This is a genomic window from Spongiivirga sp. MCCC 1A20706 (assembly GCF_046524175.1).
GTDB lineage: Bacteria > Bacteroidota > Bacteroidia > Flavobacteriales > Flavobacteriaceae > Spongiivirga.
In genome coordinates, this window is the sequence record NZ_JBEFZF010000002.1 from 601585 (window position 1) to 617168 (window position 15584).

Consider the following 15584-nt stretch of genomic DNA (forward strand, 5'->3'; position numbering starts at 1 on the left):
ATGTTAGAAAAGAAGGAAATAGGATACGAAAAGACCGTACTCATTGGTGTTATTACAAGAGATCAAAATGAAGAAAAGTCTAAAGAGTATTTGGATGAATTAGAATTTTTAACCTATACCGCAGGTGGTGAGGTGGTAAAACGATTTACCCAAAAAATGGATATGCCTAATCCTAAAACCTTTATCGGAACCGGAAAAATGGAAGAGGTAGAGGCATTCGTGAGAGAAAACGATATTGGTACAGTCGTTTTTGATGACGAGCTTTCTCCTGCGCAGCAAAAAAATAACGAACGCATTTTGCGTTGTAAAATTATCGATAGAACCAATCTTATACTTGACATATTTGCACAACGGGCACAAACCAGCTATGCCAGGACACAGGTTGAACTAGCGCAATATCAATATTTGCTACCGAGATTAGCCGGTATGTGGACACACCTTGAAAGACAACGAGGTGGTATTGGTATGCGTGGTCCGGGTGAAACAGAAATTGAAACCGATAGACGTATTGTTCGCGATAAAATATCATTGCTCAAGAAAAAGCTCACTACTATTGATAAACAAATGGCAGTTCAGCGAGGAAATAGAGGGCAATTGGTCCGAGTGGCATTAGTAGGTTACACGAATGTTGGTAAAAGTACATTGATGAATGTCATCAGTAAAAGCGATGTATTTGCGGAGAACAAGCTGTTTGCAACCTTAGATACTACGGTGAGAAAGGTTGTGATAAAAAATCTTCCGTTTTTGTTAAGTGATACGGTAGGTTTTATACGAAAACTACCGACCCAATTAGTAGAATCTTTTAAAAGTACTTTAGATGAGGTTCGGGAAGCTGATTTACTACTTCACGTTGTTGATATTTCCCATCCTAATTTTGAAGATCATATTGCTTCGGTGAATCAAATTCTTGATGAAATAAAAGGAGGGGATAAACCCACCATGATGATTTTTAATAAGATTGATGCCTACACTCATGAAACAATAGATGCGGATGATCTGGTCACTGAAAAAACCAAAATTCACTACACTTTAGATGATTGGAAGAAAACCTGGATGGGGAAGGTAGGTGAAAATGCGCTGTTCATTTCTGCAATTAATAAAGAGAACTTAGAAGAGTTTAGAGAACAGGTGTATAAGGCTGTGAGAGAAATTCATATTACCCGATTTCCATATAACAAGTTTCTGTACCAAGAATACACAGAGTAATCAACGTTAAAACATTGCTTTAGTAGCGACTATTTGGTTTAATTTAAAATTAGTATGTTTGTACTAAAATATAGTTTATATATACTAATTAATTGAAAGATACCAAACAACATATTATACATACAGCAACCTCACTTTTCAATGAAAAGGGTTTTTTCAATGTTAGTATTAAAGAGATTGCTGATGAAATGGAGATAAGCCCAGGAAACCTCACATATCACTTTAAAAAGAAAGAACAGTTACTTGCTACAATTCAAGAAGAGATCTTGCTTGCTTCTAAAGACATCATTATTCCTGAGGGAAAGTATATTACCCTTGAGCATTTTGAGTTGATTTTTTTAAAGTTCTACAGCATACAAGATCAGTATCGTTTCTTTTTTACCAATATTCTTTACTTAAATGTTGCCCATCCAAAGGTGATGAGAAAGTATAAAGAAACCACCTCTAAGCGCCTTGAAAATGCCCGTAAATTAGTTGATTATTATATTAGTACAGATCGATTAAAGCCCGAGAATGATGAGATCAGTTATACCTATCTCATTCATAATCTATGGATCGTTAATATGTTTTGGAAAAACAGCTCTTCGTTAATTGATTTAGAAAAGACGAACTACTTGGCAAAAGAATCACCGATAGAATCGCTTTGGCACATGCTTAAACCTTATTTAACCGAAAAAGGTTTTACAGAGTATAAGGAGATTCGAGCGGCAAAGAAAATACTTAAAAGAAGTTGAAAATACACCTGTTATTTAAGGGTGTAAAAAAGAAAAACAATTAAGTTATGGCAGTACCAAACCCACCTCTAGAAATGCTACCAGGGAATATTCCGATGCCTCCGCAATTTGATACTATCGAAGAGGAAAGAGCGTATTTGAAAAGAAAGTTGACCGGTGCTTTTCGCATTTTTGGAAAATTTGGATTCTCAGAAGGAGTAGCAGGACATATCACCGTTCGAGATCCGGAATTGAAAGATCATTTTTGGGTAAACCCTTTTGGTGTTTCATTTAACGTATTGACTGCTGATCAGTTACTGCTAGTGAACCACCAAGGGGAAGTTATAGAAGGAGAGCTTCCCTTAAATCGAGCTGCTTTTGCTATTCATTCGCAAGTACATGCTGCCAGACCAGATGTAGTAGCCGCGGCACATTCACATTCGGTATATGGCAAAGCATTTTCTGCTTTAGGTCAAGAGTTGTTACCTATCACTCAAGATGCTTGTGCATTTTATAAAGATCATGCGCTATTTAATGACTATACTGGGATTGTAAATGAGTTGGATGAAGGGAAACGAATTGCTGTAGCATTATCTGATTATAAAGCAGCGATCTTACAAAATCATGGTTTGATCACGGTAGGACATTCTGTTGATGAGGCAGCATGGTGGTTTATTACTATGGAGCGTAGTTGTCAAGCGCAATTGTTAGCAATGCAAACAGGGCAGCCACTCATTGAGATTAAACATGATATTGCCATGAGAACACGTGCGGAGCTTGGCTTTCCATTGGCAGGATATTTTCAGTTTCAACCACTATGGCAAGACATCTGCGCAACTCAGGGCTTATAATTAATTTATGGACGAAATAAGCTCTTTAATAGTAGGTATATCTTTAATGATTATCATGTTTGGAATGGGTTTATCCCTAACCATTGCAGATTTTAAACGTGTAATTGATGAGCCCAAAGCAATTTTAATTGGGTTGATAAACCAGCTGGTACTTCTTCCAATAATTGGATTTACACTTGTTACATTCATTGAGGTTCCTCCAGAAATTGCGATCGGTATTATGATCTTAGCCGCTTGCCCCGGAGGTGCTACTTCTAATATTATTGCTTTCTTAGCTAAAGGAGATACTGCTCTTTCGGTTAGCTTAACAGCGGTGGCAAGTATAGTTACAATTTTCAGTATACCCCTAATTGTGGGGTTTTCTATAACTCATTTTCAATCTCTAGAATCGCAAATGGAGTTAGATGCTGTTAAAATGATCATTCAATTGTTGTCTATAGTAGTAATACCGGTTATAATTGGAATGCTACTAAGAGCGAAGGCTACTCGCTTTGCTACAAGAATGGAAAAATCAGTACATATAATTGCAACTGCGTTGTTTGTATTGATTACTGTTGGTTTGATTTTCAAAGAGCGTGCTAATATCATTCCATATTTCAAACAAGCGGGCGTTCCCACAACATTACTCAATGTTATTAGTCTATCATTAGGATATTTGACAGCTCGTATATTTCAGTTAAGAAAAGCACAGTCTATTAGTATTGCTGTTGAATCAGGGGTTCAAAACTCAGGGTTGGCAATTACGATTGCAATCATTACATTACAAAATACAACCTACGGAATTGCGGCGGCTATATATACCCTAATTATGTACGCCTCTGCCTTTGTGATCATTATGTTTGGGAGAGTACAAAGATGATATTCTGGTGGCTACAATCTACGTGGCATCGTAAACGATTTCCAATAACCATCAGCATAGATCATTTCACCAATTTTGAAACGATATTGATCTTCTCCATTTTTAAGTATTCCATAAGTTTCAATACCCAGTAATTTGGCTTTTCGCTCCCAATAACTATATCGTGGATTGTCGAGTCTAACATACTCCAATCCTTCAAGCTGTTTTTGGCGATCAAGTCGATCTCTAAACCGTTTTACGCTCTTAAAAAATCGTTCGTTGGCTTGATCAATCGTATATCCTTTTTCTCGCATTTTACGAGGAAATCCACGATATTGATAATAAATACGGTCAAAAAATTCTTCCGTATACTCATCAAACATTACATCTTTAGTAAATGCCATTAAGCGTTCATCATCTTTTGATTTTAATACATTTACAAAGTCCACGAACATCGAATCGATATTGCTGTAGCCTCTTGCTTTTGATTTTCGGGTTATCGGATTTGTTATTTCACCAGTTGTATTGATATAGCCGATGTTACCATTATTAAAAACCGCAGCCTTATTATTATAAAAGGATCCAATATTATCAAAAGACTGTTTTGAGATGACCTTTCCATCGCGATTCAAGATGACATACTTGCCGTTTAACTTTGCCTTATAATAATCGTTAAGCGCTTCAATTTCATCATAAAGAAACTCCGTTAAAACCTTTTCAGTAGTGATCAAGGCGAACTTACCATTTTTTGATGCCGCTAGCGGATCCGATATTTTGAGTGGTTTCAAAAAAGTTAACTGATCATAGTTAAAAGGGATAATGATCCTATTATTTTCATCGACAATTCCAAACTTAGATTTTTTACTAACGATAAAATGTTGTTCAAACTCATCAGTAAGACTATCGTACTTTAAGGGGAGTATGAATTCTTTATTCTTTGCATTGTATATACCAGCTTTTCCTTTTTTGTCTATAATTAGTATGTTTTTGGAAGTTTTTGAATTCCAACGATGTCTAAACCGGCCTATTGATTTTGCTTTTTTTACCAGAAGCTTTCCATCTTCATCAAAGAAATAATACACATTATTCAATAGTCCAAAATGACAATCCGTTGGATAAATTGACAGTACAGTATCATATATCAAAGGAATAGCTTTGCGTGCATCATCAAAAAAGTAAACACCTTCTTTTTTATCTTTTACAAGTCGGACCCGATTTTTGTTTACTTCGAGCTTGTCATATTCGGTAGGAAGAATTGGACTAAGATCTTGCTTGAGCAATCCCTTTTTACCGTTTTTTTGTACAGAAATTATATAGGTTGAATCTGAGTTTTTTATGTATCCGCCATTGGTTGTATATACCGAGATACGTTCGTATTCTAGCGGAAGAATAAATCGTTCATTTAAAGCATCATACAAGCCGTAATTTGATCGATCCCAAACTTCATAAACCTGTTTTGCACGTTCATATATAGATCTATAAGTCGCTGGTAACAAAACCGTTTTGGTATCGTAATTCTTAAGTCCGTAGGCATTGTTTTCTGAAAATTTAGCAATTCCGGTAGGAGGTTTATAATCTTCTTCCTCATAAATCTCAACCTCCTCAATTATCGTTTCTTCTATGACCTCTTCTTGCGAATAAATAGAAAATGAAATTAGTAGTAAGAGTAAGGTTAAGTAGTATTTAATCATGATATGGATTTAGAGGTACAATATACTTTAATTTAAAAGAAAAGGGCCCTTAATGTTTTTCAAGGGCCCTTACAAGAATTTTGACTAATTCAAGTAATTATGTTGAGGTTAATTTTTTTAAAACGAATAGTTTAAACCTAATAGCCAGTATGTTTGAAGATCATTATCAACCGTATCAAATGTAGTGGTAGGTTCGCTTGCTAAAGCAAAATTAAGGGCTTCCTGTTTGTTGCTTCTTAAGCCAAAATCAAAACCAACACCGATTTTTTTCCATAGTGTATAGCCAAATGAGTTGATCCATGTCCAGTTTGACAGGTCGCTGTTCTCATAACTTTGAAATGCCGAAAGGTTACTTTTTAGACTTACAGGTCCAAATTTTCGAGTATAATCAGCAACAATTTTTGCACCGGTTGATGACTCAAATACTGCGTCATTTTCAGCAAAAACAAAATTGTAATTTAATGGGTGAATTACCACTACGAGATTGTTGATTGGTGTCCAGGTCATACCAATACCAGCATCTAAATAGCCAGGGTCGTTAAAGTTATTTAGAATAGTAGTTCTATATTCCACAAGACCTGAAACGGCCCATTTTTCACTTAACTTACGCCCGTATAATGAGGTAATATTAAATACGTCGGTTGCTTCACGAAAGCCTTCTTCGGCTTCAACTACGTCTTTATCATCAAATTTTACCCATGCGAGGTTGACGTTTGCTGAATTTCTCCAGAAAAACTTCTCTTCTTTTAAGTTTGCAAATGCGTTTACAGTAAAACCAATGTTACCGGAAGAAACATTTGGAGATCCTTGTGCATACCAATTGCTAAATTCTGAAATGTTGAAACCAATGGTTCCGAAAGCACCGGTTTTCCAACCTGGTAGAGCATCGATTTTTGCTTGAATTGCATCCACTTCTGCCTGTAGTTTTGCTATAGAATCTTTTTTTGGTGCTTGTTGGGCTTTAAGTTCTTCGGCAGTCTGTGAAAACATGGTGGTTGTTGCTATAGCAAACAAGCCACACAATAAAAGTTTTTTCATAAGTACGTTTTAATTATTTAGTTGTAAAACTATTAAGATGTACGAATAACATTTAGACTGTAGACTACAGAAATTAATATTTTCGATAAAGGAATGAAAAAGTAGGTTAATTACTACCTTTTTTTGTAGAGCGGAACGGAAGAGCATGCTTCGCCGTACATAATGGACTTTGCAATACTCTCAAGTTTATTCGCGAGAAATAAATAAGCATTTGCAGGAACAGGTTTGTTGGTGCACCCTTTAATGATGATAGGTTTATTATGAAATTCGTCAACCGATAAATTGGCAATAATGTCTTGGTAAATTGCTGTTTCAAGCACTTCTAAGTCGCCAGTTACTATTTTCTTGGCAAACGGACTTAACTGTATGGTTAATAACATATAAGCCCATCCGGGAATAATGGCATCGGAAGAGCAGGTAAGTGCAACATAGGAATCCTGATATTGACTCCAGTCGTGTTCTTTTACTTTAGACCGAAATTCTTTTTCGCGCAAAACAAAACCTTCAAACAGCCATTCTTTAATATCAAATAACACTCGTTTACCGTCAGGATAAAAATCTTCAAGGTTAATAGTGACTAATTTACTATTTGCAACTCTATTTATAATTTCCTCAGCCATATAAAAAATGAATTGATATTTTCTTGAATGAAGAAAAATTTAAAGCATTCCCAATTCTAATTTTGCCTCTTCACTCATTAGATCCTGACTCCAAGGGGGATCAAATGTGATTTCTACTTCCGCGTCTTTAATATCTTTAATAGACTTTACCTTATCTTCAACCTCGGCTGGCAATGTTTCTGCTACAGGACAGTTAGGAGTCGTTAAGGTCATTAAAATCTTAACTTGGTCATCCTCATTAACCAACACATCGTAAATAAGACCTAACTCGTAGATATCGACAGGAATTTCTGGATCGTAAATAGTCTTTAAAACACGTACGATCTTTTCTCCTAATTCCTCAGTATTTTTTTCTTCGCTCATATTAATTCAATTGCGTTTGATAGGCAATTGCATACATTTTTAGTTGTTTAATCATCGATACCAGTCCGTTTGCACGTGTTGGTGAAAGATGCTCTTTCAGCCCAATTTCATCAATAAAATCAGTATTTGCTTCGATAATATCTTTAGGGTGCTGATTGGAAAACGCTCTAATCAAAATGGCGATAATACCTTTAGTAATAATCGCATCACTATCAGCGGTGAAAAATAATTTTTCGTCTTTCATTTCAGCATGAACCCAAACTTTACTTTGACAGCCTTTTATAATGTTTTCATCAACTTTATATTGGTCGTTAATAAGCGGTAAAGACTTACCAAGTTCTATCATATATTCATAGCGTTGCATCCAGTCATCAAACATTGAAAACTCATCAACAATCTCTTCTTGTATCTCTTTTATTGTCATGATGCAAAAATAGTGAGTTTTAAACCAGCATACCAACTGCTCGTTCGACACCAGCAACAAGCAAATCAATTTCTTTTTTGGTATTGTAAAATGAGAAAGAAGCACGTACGGTGCCAGGAATATTATAATAGTCCATAATTGGTTGAGCACAGTGGTGTCCAGTTCTCACTGCGATTCCTAATTTGTCAAGAATGGTACCTATATCATAAGGGTGAACACCTTCAACATTAAAAGAGATCACCGAAGTTTTATTTTTAGAGGTGCCATATATTTTTAATCCTTCAATTTTTAAAAGTTGCGTGGTCGCATATTCCAACAATTCGTTCTCATAGGCCGCAATATTGTCAAAACCGATGGCATTCATATAATCTATAGCTGCACCAAATGCTATCCCGCCACAAATGTTAGGAGTACCTGCTTCAAACTTGTGAGGCAGATCCGCGTAGGTTGTTTTTTCAAAAGTAACTTCTGCAATCATTTCACCACCACCCTGATAAGGGGGAAGCTTATGTAACCACGCTGACTTGCCATATAGCATTCCTTGACCTGTAGGACCACAAATTTTATGCGCAGAAGCTACATAAAAATCAACGTCTAACGCTTGAACATCTGGTTTTATATGCGGACATGCTTGCGCACCATCAACTAAAACGGCAGCTCCAACTGCGTGGGCTTTTTCAATAATGAATTCAATAGGATTAATGGTACCTAGTGCATTTGAAATATGATTCACAAATACCAACTTAGTTTTTGGTGAAAGTAATTGCTCGTATTCATCCATCACTAATTCACCATCTTGGTTCATTGGAATGACTTTTAAAATCGCACCGGTTTTTTCACAAAGCATTTGCCAAGGCACAATATTTGAGTGATGTTCCAATGCAGATACGATGACTTCCTCTCCTTTTTGTAGAATGGAGGCGAAACCATTAGCAACTAAATTAATACTATGTGTTGTACCCGAAGTAAAAATAATCTCATGCGACTTTGCCGCATTAAAATGCCTTTGAATTTTCTGTCTGGCCTGCTCATATGCATCTGTAGCCTCTTGGCTTAGGGCATGTACACCACGGTGAATGTTTGCATTATAGTTTGAGTAATAGTCTACAATAACATCAATTACCTGTTGTGGCGTTTGCGAGGTTGCGGCATTATCAAAATAAACGAGCGGTTTGCCATTTACTTCCCGTTTAAGAATAGGAAAATCATTCCTGATTTTTTGTACATCAATCATACAGCAAAGATAATGCTTATGCGGTTCTTTTTTATAATTGCTGTAATAGTATTAACTTATCTTTAATTAGTTGTTATTATGGCATACAATGAATTTTTAGCAGATAGGATCCGACGTTTTTTTCAGGATGAAAAGGCTAATTTTTATGAAAAAAAAATGATGGGCGGTTTGTGTTTTATGGTAAATGATAAGATGTGTTGCGGCATTCATTTTGATAAAAAAAAGCAAATGGATTTGATCATGGCCCGTATTGGTGAAGATGCTAGCCCTGAAGCAATGAAAAGAGATGGTTGTCACCCAATGGATTTTACAGGCAGACCAATGAAAGGCTATGTGTTTATTTCTCCTGATGGTTTTGATCTTGATGAGGATTTGGAGTACTGGCTGAATCTTTGTCTGGCATTTAATCCATTAGCAAAGGCAAGTAAAAAACGGAAGCCAAATAAAAAATAGCGTATTTGATTTTTTTAAGTAGATGGTAAAATTAGAAGAGGTAACCACAAAGCCTACATTTTCGAATCAGTTAGAAAACAAAATACTGTATTCTAATCATGATCAAGACATTTCAATATCATACGAATCGACCTATACTTTAAAATATGTATTAGAAGGATCTAAACAATATGACATAAATAAACAAACGGTAGAGGTGTTGCCGGGGCAATATGTGCTGCTTAATCAAGATACGATTACCACCAGAGCGAATAAAGGTACACGTGGCATATCGATCTTTTTAGCACCAAAACTCATATATGAAATTTATGACTATCATATTATTGATCGATCGGGTTTTAAGTTCTTTGAGATACCTCAGAAAAAGTCAATAAGTAAGATCGGTGCGGTTCTTGGGGTCATAACGCAATGTATAGAGCAAAATCCTATCGCAATAGATAGTCAAATGGATACCTTATTTCTTCAGCTATCTGAAATGATTGTCGAAGACCAATTGGCCATTCAAAACGGATTTTCGACTTTGCAGATAATTAAACACGCCACCAAAAAGGAACTGTTTCAGCGTATTACTGATGTAAAGGAATACTTGAACGACAATATTGCGAATCATATTTCATTAGAAACAATATGTCAACATGTGGGCATAAGCAAATATTATTTGCATAGGCTGTTTAAAGAAATTTGCGGGTTAACGCCACTTTCGTATTTAACAACTATTCGATTAGAAAAAGCTAAAAAACGGCTTCAACAATCAAACAGCACTATTTTCGAAATTGCCATTGATTGTGGGTTTGAAAACACGCCTTATTTTTCAAATACCTTTAAAAGACATGTTGGTGTTACACCAACTCAATATAGAAATGGGTTGTAAAATCTGCAAGATTCTATAATTTTCTTATTGGTCGTATCACTACTTTCGAAAGGTTAAAACAAAAATATGAGTATTAAAATTGCACATATCACAGATTTGCATTTAGACGAAGCATTTCCGCACCAACATGGTATTCAAACAAGAAAGCGATTCGACAGAATTCTAAATGAGATAACCAAAGAAGAGATAGATGAGATTGTTTGTACGGGAGATATTAGTGAGAATGGGGGGCTCCCATATTTTTTTGAGCAGCTTAAGTCGCAATCATTATACATTACCCTTGGTAACCATGATACGTTTGACCAGGTATCTGCATTTTATAATCACGGTGCAGATTACCGCACTCAAAAAATGTATAGTAGTAAAATAGGAGACCATTATAAGTACTTATTTCTTGATTCTTCATCTGGCTTACTTGATTATAAGCAGCTTTCGTGGTTAAAAAAGGAATTATTCACTTTAAAACCCATCATCATTTTTATGCATCATCCTATTATGAAGTTGAACTTGAAGATTGATGAGGTAGGTGGTACGACTAATGGAGAGGAGATACTTGCACTTTTAACCGATATTGAAAATAATGTAACCATCTTCTGTGGTCATTATCATATGGAAAGTATGATCGTACACAAAAATGTTACCCAGTATATCACTCCAGCAGTTTCTTACTTGGTTGAAAAAATACCCGATAAGATCAAGATTAACTCCACCAAGTTCGGTTATCGTATGATTGAGTTGTCAAAAAATGAAATAAGTTCGAGGGTTAAACTTTTTAAAGATGCAGACTAAGAAAGAGTCGCTTATAGAGAGTTTAACGAATGTTACTGTTGGATTTTTAATTACCATGATTTCACTTCATGTGATTTTTCCATTATTAGGAATGGAAAACAATACCGGTAAAAATGCGTTGATCACCATTTACTTAACCGTTTTAAGCGTTTTAAGGAACTATTTTTTAAGAAGGTATTTTAATCGTAAACAGTCTTAATGATCATTAAATGCTGTCATTTTGTGATATTGACTCATAATACTGTTCGTTTAGTTTCTTGAATGTATCATCCATTTCTACCCCTAGATCTTTTAATGCATTTTGAATTAAGTATATATGTGAGTTTTTGGTGATATTGATCATAAAAAGATTGTTGTAAAAACTACCCGCTCGTTGGAAATGGTAATCAAGTGTTTCCTCACTATCGCTATTGTATAGCACACTTTTGGACACCCCAGTAAATTCCTTCATTCTCAATTTGAGTGTTTCTTGTGCTTTGTAATACTTATCTAAACTTGCAATACTTTGATAATCTAGCTGATCAATATGTTTTGATTTTTTAAAAGTATCCCAAGCTTCATTTAAGGGTTCGTGTACTTCAAAACTGGTATAAGAAAAACCAGAATAAGGGCTGCTTAAAAATTGTTCTTTTGATACATTTCTAATGGGATGCCCATTGGAATCTGAAACATGTTTAAAATATGGACGCCAATATTGTAGTTCTTGATCTACTAAAGCCCAATGGTTAAACTTAAGTTCTTCGACAAGCTTTTTCTTGGCGTATTCAAAATCTTGCTGTTCTTGTTTATATGAATTATAGGAAATTAAGGAATTGGTTATATATAATGAGCAGCTTACAATGATTAGGATATATAAAATGGTGGTTGCTAACTTCTTAATTAAGGATGTACCTTTCATATCATATTAGGTTTCATAGTGTAAAAATACGATAGTATAGCAATCAAATGCCTCCCTGAAAAAAGGGAATTTTAAGTCTTATTGTCTGAAAAAGAAACTTAAAAGGCATGGTGACCTACTCCTTTTATACCTCAGCGAAACCCAATTTGAAAATATGTAGTCTAATACTCTAGAGGTGGCATGGAAATTTCACTCACCCGAAATATAGTTTGTTCAAAACTTAGAATATGAAAAGATTATTGGTTTTACTTCCTTTGATAGTGAGTTTGATGTTCCTAAGCTTTATTACGACCCATTATCGTGGCATGATCCGTCATGACACAGACATTGACAAATACAGGAAATTGGGAAAGCAGACTAAGTATAATTGTGTTGGAAGATATTCTATTTCACCAACAGAAGAGGATTATGCTGTGGGGATTCTGATATCAGCTCGATGGGTGTTAACAGCGGCTCATTTTGTAGAAGATTCATCTGTATGGAAATTTGGGAATAACTTTTATCAAACTAAAAGAATAATTAAACACCCAAATCTAAAGCCGAATGCAGAAGAACCGCAATGGAACGGATGGGATATGGCTCTCGTAGAACTAAATGAACCTGTTTTAGATATTGAACCTGCCGAGCGCTATCGTGGGGATGAAGAGCTTGGAAGAATTATTACTAAAGTGGGTTACGGCTATTTTGGAAACGGTAAGGCCGGATTATCATTGCCAAGAACTCAAGAAAAACTCGGAGGACAAAATATCATAGATGCAATAGGAGGCATGTTTGAAGGGCGGGAATTCAGTACCAGGGTTATGGTGTGTGATTTCGATAATCCTGAAAATCCGCAGTCTAATCATTTTGGTTCTTCGATTCCTCTCGAATTGGAAATAGGAGGCTCGAAAGGGGATAGCGGCGGCGGTGTTTTTATGGATGATAATGGTACGACGGTATTAGTTGGAATCGTTTCTGGAGCTTTGAACCGCCAAATTAAATATGGCTCTGTCATGGCTTTGGCTAGAGTTTCAAGGGCCAATGATTGGATAGATTCAGTAGTAAATCAATAAATGTTCCTGTCAGGTAAAGTCATTTCGTAATCAATTTGAAACCCAATTTCAAAATTAGTAGTCTTATATTATGAAAAACAAAACTTAAAAATATGTATGAATACTTTGTTATAATAGCAATAGCACTCTCAATCTTTGGAATTGCTTATACCTTTTTTACATATCGTAATAAAGAACGAATGGCTTTAATAGAATCAGGAATCGATGTTGAATACTTTAGACTTAAGACTCGTAGACAGAGTATAATGCTTTTGAGTTTTGGTTTGATTCTTATCGGATTTGCAATTGGCATTCTTACAGGCTTCTTTTTTGAAAAATACCTTTTGGAAAATCATAACCCAAAGGAATATCATAACTATCCTCAAGCATACATAAGTATGGTTACGCTATTCATGGGTCTTGGAATGCTCATTTCATACTTTGTAAATAGGAATTTGAAAAAGAAAATTCAGTAAGAGTATATACGATCGGAAATGAATAAATCCAACTATTCGGAAGAAACTGCTATTGAAATGGCAATAGTTGGAGACGAATCTGGATATAGATATCTACTAGAAAAGTATCAAACTTTTGCATACTCGATTGCTATTGCTATTGTCAGAAATGAAGAAAATGCGGAAGAGGTTGTCCAGGATGCCTTCATTAGGGTTTTTAACAATATTGCTAAATTCAAAAAAACAGGTAAGTTTTCAACTTGGTTGTACCGAGTAGTATATAATACCTCGCTGACCAGTTTAAGAGGAAAAAAAAGGATTGATGTTAGTTCGTTGAACGAGGCTGAAAATTATGAGCTAGACATTCCTGATAACTATTCCAATGGGTTCAATGACTTGGTTAAAAGCGACAGAATCATATTGGTGAATAAAGCTATAGCAAGCCTTTCGGAATATGAAAATTTAGTAGTCGAACTCTATTATAAAAATGAGTGTTCAATTATTGAAATTGCTAAGATTACAGGGTGGAATATTTCGACTATTAAAACAAGATTGCATAGGGCACGACAGAATTTATATAAGGAACTTTCTAGGTTGCTGGGAAATGAAACACATGATATAAGATGAAAAAATTAAATTTTGATAATGAACTTTCGAATGATGATGAACAGTTGATAGAGATACTTAAATCACGTTCTGGTCCGAAGCCTTCTGAAAAGTTTGTGGAAAATACAATGGAGAAATTCTTATTTCATAAAACAAACCGAAAAGAAGTATACAAACCTTTAAAAACTCCAGTATACCTGATGTTTGCTATAGTGGTGATCCTATTGGTACCTATGTTAATAGCAGTACGACCTCAGGTATCCAGAAATATGGGATTTGAATTACAAAGTTTTATCGAAAATCTGTTTTTTCAAATTGATTCATGGTATATGTTCACTATTATCGTAGTGTTACCGGCTCTATTATCAGTTTTTTGGACCACAATGGGTGTATTCAAATTTCGAAATACTTCAATTTAAAAAATAGAAAAGTATAAAATAACGATTAGTTTGAATCCTCTTTCGATACTTCAGCATTAGCAGACTCTGTGTATAGTTCACGAACTGCTTTCATATCTACATTTCCATTATGTAAACGCTATTTCTCTTTTCAGAAACATATGTCGTTGCTAGAGTCATAACTCACAATTCATCATTGTTTTTTTACAGTTTAGAAAAGTAAGTTCTTGATATCAGTTAATGGAATATATTTTTAATTTCTAAACTATATAGACCATGTTTCAAGGATTTAAAAATTTATTTAAAACAAGTGTTAGGCTAACATTAATAATTGTAATTCTCAAATGGATATTTCAAATTATACCTACAATTAACTTGTTAGATTGGCGTGAGTATTTGGTGGTATTTATTTATAGTCTTCTTCTTACAATTGTCAATGCTTTTATTATTAATTATTTAGACAAAAACTATTATTTAAATAGTATTCCTAAAAAACGTCTGTTTATTTCCATAATTTGCGTTGCCTTCGTTTCATTAGTACTGATTGCACTTATAAGGTTCATAAAAGTTGTCCTAATATATCAAAATAACTTATCAGATTTTTTATTTCAAGAACGCGTGGTAAACTTTCTTTTTCCGCTGCTTATAACCTTCATAATGGTTTTGTTTTATAGTAGCTATTTGTTATTTAAAAAAAATAGAAGTCAGTCAAAAAAACTATTAAGTCTTAAACCAGATAATGAACTTTTAATCAAAGGAAAAGGTAAGTTCGATTATTTAAAAATTCCATTTAAAGATCTTATTTATGTAAAATCCGATGGAAATTATTTTGAAGTGTTTTATTTAATGGAAGGAATCATGAAGAACAAATTGATGCGAGGTGTTCTTAAAGATGTAGAGAAATTACATAGCAATATTCGTAGAGCTGATAGATCACATCTTTTCAGTATGATACATTTTACAGAAATAATCAAGAGAGACAATTCAATGTATTTGCTGTTGAAAGATAACATTGTGATTCCAATATCAAGAAAAGAGTCAGAAAATCTAAGAATAGCTTTTAAATCATCACAAAAACAAGCGTCTTTATCACAAAACTAATTTT

At 34.6% G+C, this 15584-nt stretch carries 20 protein-coding genes; 13 read left to right on the forward strand and 7 right to left on the reverse strand.

Going from position 1 to position 15584, the window contains the following annotated elements; all coding sequences use genetic code 11:
- From hflX to ABN763_RS06825, 4 genes are all read left to right on the forward strand, one after another.
- Entirely contained in the window at positions 1-1206 is a 1206-nt protein-coding gene (hflX, locus tag ABN763_RS06810; RefSeq protein WP_410484690.1) for a GTPase HflX, read from the forward strand.
- 92 nt (positions 1207-1298) lie between these two features.
- The gene (locus ABN763_RS06815; protein WP_410484691.1) at positions 1299-1940 is read left to right on the forward strand and encodes a TetR/AcrR family transcriptional regulator; all 642 of its coding nucleotides are present in this window, start codon (positions 1299-1301) and stop codon (positions 1938-1940) included.
- Positions 1941-1987: 47 nt separating this feature from the next.
- Positions 1988-2770: a class II aldolase/adducin family protein gene (locus ABN763_RS06820; RefSeq protein ID WP_410484692.1), complete on the forward strand. Its 783-nt coding sequence runs from the start codon at positions 1988-1990 to the stop codon at positions 2768-2770.
- Positions 2771-2777: 7 nt separating this feature from the next.
- On the forward strand, positions 2778-3629 hold the full coding sequence (locus ABN763_RS06825; protein WP_410484693.1) for a bile acid:sodium symporter family protein: 852 nt from the start codon (positions 2778-2780) through the stop codon (positions 3627-3629).
- Between the two features lie 11 nt (positions 3630-3640).
- Here the strand turns inward: ABN763_RS06825 and ABN763_RS06830 are convergent, their stop codons facing one another.
- The 6 genes from ABN763_RS06830 to ABN763_RS06855 form a co-directional block, all read right to left on the reverse strand.
- Positions 3641-5299 (reverse strand): WG repeat-containing protein, encoded by a 1659-nt coding sequence (locus ABN763_RS06830; RefSeq protein WP_410484694.1) that lies wholly within the window; start codon positions 5297-5299, stop codon positions 3641-3643.
- Between the two features lie 117 nt (positions 5300-5416).
- Positions 5417-6337 (reverse strand): DUF3078 domain-containing protein, encoded by a 921-nt coding sequence (locus tag ABN763_RS06835; protein WP_410484695.1) that lies wholly within the window; start codon positions 6335-6337, stop codon positions 5417-5419.
- 113 nt (positions 6338-6450) lie between these two features.
- Positions 6451-6957: a DUF2480 family protein gene (locus ABN763_RS06840; protein ID WP_410484696.1), complete on the reverse strand. Its 507-nt coding sequence runs from the start codon at positions 6955-6957 to the stop codon at positions 6451-6453.
- Between the two features lie 39 nt (positions 6958-6996).
- Positions 6997-7320, reverse strand: coding sequence for an SUF system Fe-S cluster assembly protein (locus ABN763_RS06845; protein WP_410484697.1), 324 nt, complete (start codon positions 7318-7320; stop codon positions 6997-6999).
- 1 nt (position 7321) lies between these two features.
- Positions 7322-7744: a SufE family protein gene (locus tag ABN763_RS06850; RefSeq protein WP_410484698.1), complete on the reverse strand. Its 423-nt coding sequence runs from the start codon at positions 7742-7744 to the stop codon at positions 7322-7324.
- A gap of 19 nt (positions 7745-7763) precedes the next feature.
- The gene (locus tag ABN763_RS06855) at positions 7764-8978 is read right to left on the reverse strand and encodes an aminotransferase class V-fold PLP-dependent enzyme (RefSeq protein WP_410484699.1); all 1215 of its coding nucleotides are present in this window, start codon (positions 8976-8978) and stop codon (positions 7764-7766) included.
- 78 nt (positions 8979-9056) lie between these two features.
- Here ABN763_RS06855 and ABN763_RS06860 point away from each other — a divergent pair, with 78 nt between their 5' ends.
- The 4 genes from ABN763_RS06860 (at position 9057) to ABN763_RS06875 (ending at position 11290) form a co-directional block, all read left to right on the forward strand.
- Positions 9057-9431, forward strand: coding sequence for a TfoX/Sxy family protein (locus ABN763_RS06860; protein WP_410484700.1), 375 nt, complete (start codon positions 9057-9059; stop codon positions 9429-9431).
- 22 nt (positions 9432-9453) lie between these two features.
- Positions 9454-10302, forward strand: coding sequence for a helix-turn-helix transcriptional regulator (locus ABN763_RS06865; protein ID WP_410484701.1), 849 nt, complete (start codon positions 9454-9456; stop codon positions 10300-10302).
- A gap of 66 nt (positions 10303-10368) precedes the next feature.
- Positions 10369-11091, forward strand: a complete 723-nt coding sequence (locus ABN763_RS06870; RefSeq protein ID WP_410484702.1) for a metallophosphoesterase family protein — start codon at positions 10369-10371, stop codon at positions 11089-11091.
- Positions 11081-11290, forward strand: a complete 210-nt coding sequence (locus ABN763_RS06875) for a hypothetical protein (protein WP_410484703.1) — start codon at positions 11081-11083, stop codon at positions 11288-11290. The genes ABN763_RS06870 and ABN763_RS06875 overlap by 11 nt, the downstream gene beginning before the upstream one ends.
- A gap of 6 nt (positions 11291-11296) precedes the next feature.
- On the opposite strand, the gene ABN763_RS06880 is transcribed toward ABN763_RS06875, so the two are convergent.
- Entirely contained in the window at positions 11297-11989 is a 693-nt protein-coding gene (locus ABN763_RS06880) for a hypothetical protein (RefSeq protein ID WP_410484704.1), read from the reverse strand.
- Between the two features lie 305 nt (positions 11990-12294).
- Between ABN763_RS06880 and ABN763_RS06885 the strand changes: the two genes are divergently transcribed.
- From ABN763_RS06885 to ABN763_RS06905, 5 genes are all read left to right on the forward strand, one after another.
- Positions 12295-13041 carry a trypsin-like serine protease gene (locus tag ABN763_RS06885; protein ID WP_410484705.1) on the forward strand — a complete coding sequence of 249 codons (747 nt, stop codon included), beginning with the start codon at positions 12295-12297 and terminating at the stop codon, positions 13039-13041.
- Between the two features lie 92 nt (positions 13042-13133).
- Positions 13134-13496 carry a DUF6249 domain-containing protein gene (locus ABN763_RS06890; RefSeq protein WP_410484706.1) on the forward strand — a complete coding sequence of 121 codons (363 nt, stop codon included), beginning with the start codon at positions 13134-13136 and terminating at the stop codon, positions 13494-13496.
- Between the two features lie 18 nt (positions 13497-13514).
- Complete coding sequence (locus tag ABN763_RS06895; RefSeq protein ID WP_410484707.1) at positions 13515-14102, forward strand: RNA polymerase sigma factor; 588 nt, start codon at positions 13515-13517, stop codon at positions 14100-14102.
- Positions 14099-14500, forward strand: coding sequence for a hypothetical protein (locus tag ABN763_RS06900; RefSeq protein WP_410484708.1), 402 nt, complete (start codon positions 14099-14101; stop codon positions 14498-14500). Before ABN763_RS06895 ends, ABN763_RS06900 begins: the two co-directional genes overlap by 4 nt.
- 255 nt (positions 14501-14755) lie before the next feature.
- A complete protein-coding gene (locus tag ABN763_RS06905; protein ID WP_410484709.1) occupies positions 14756-15580 on the forward strand; it encodes a LytTR family transcriptional regulator DNA-binding domain-containing protein in 825 nt (274 codons plus the stop codon).
- Positions 15581-15584 lie beyond the last annotated feature (4 nt).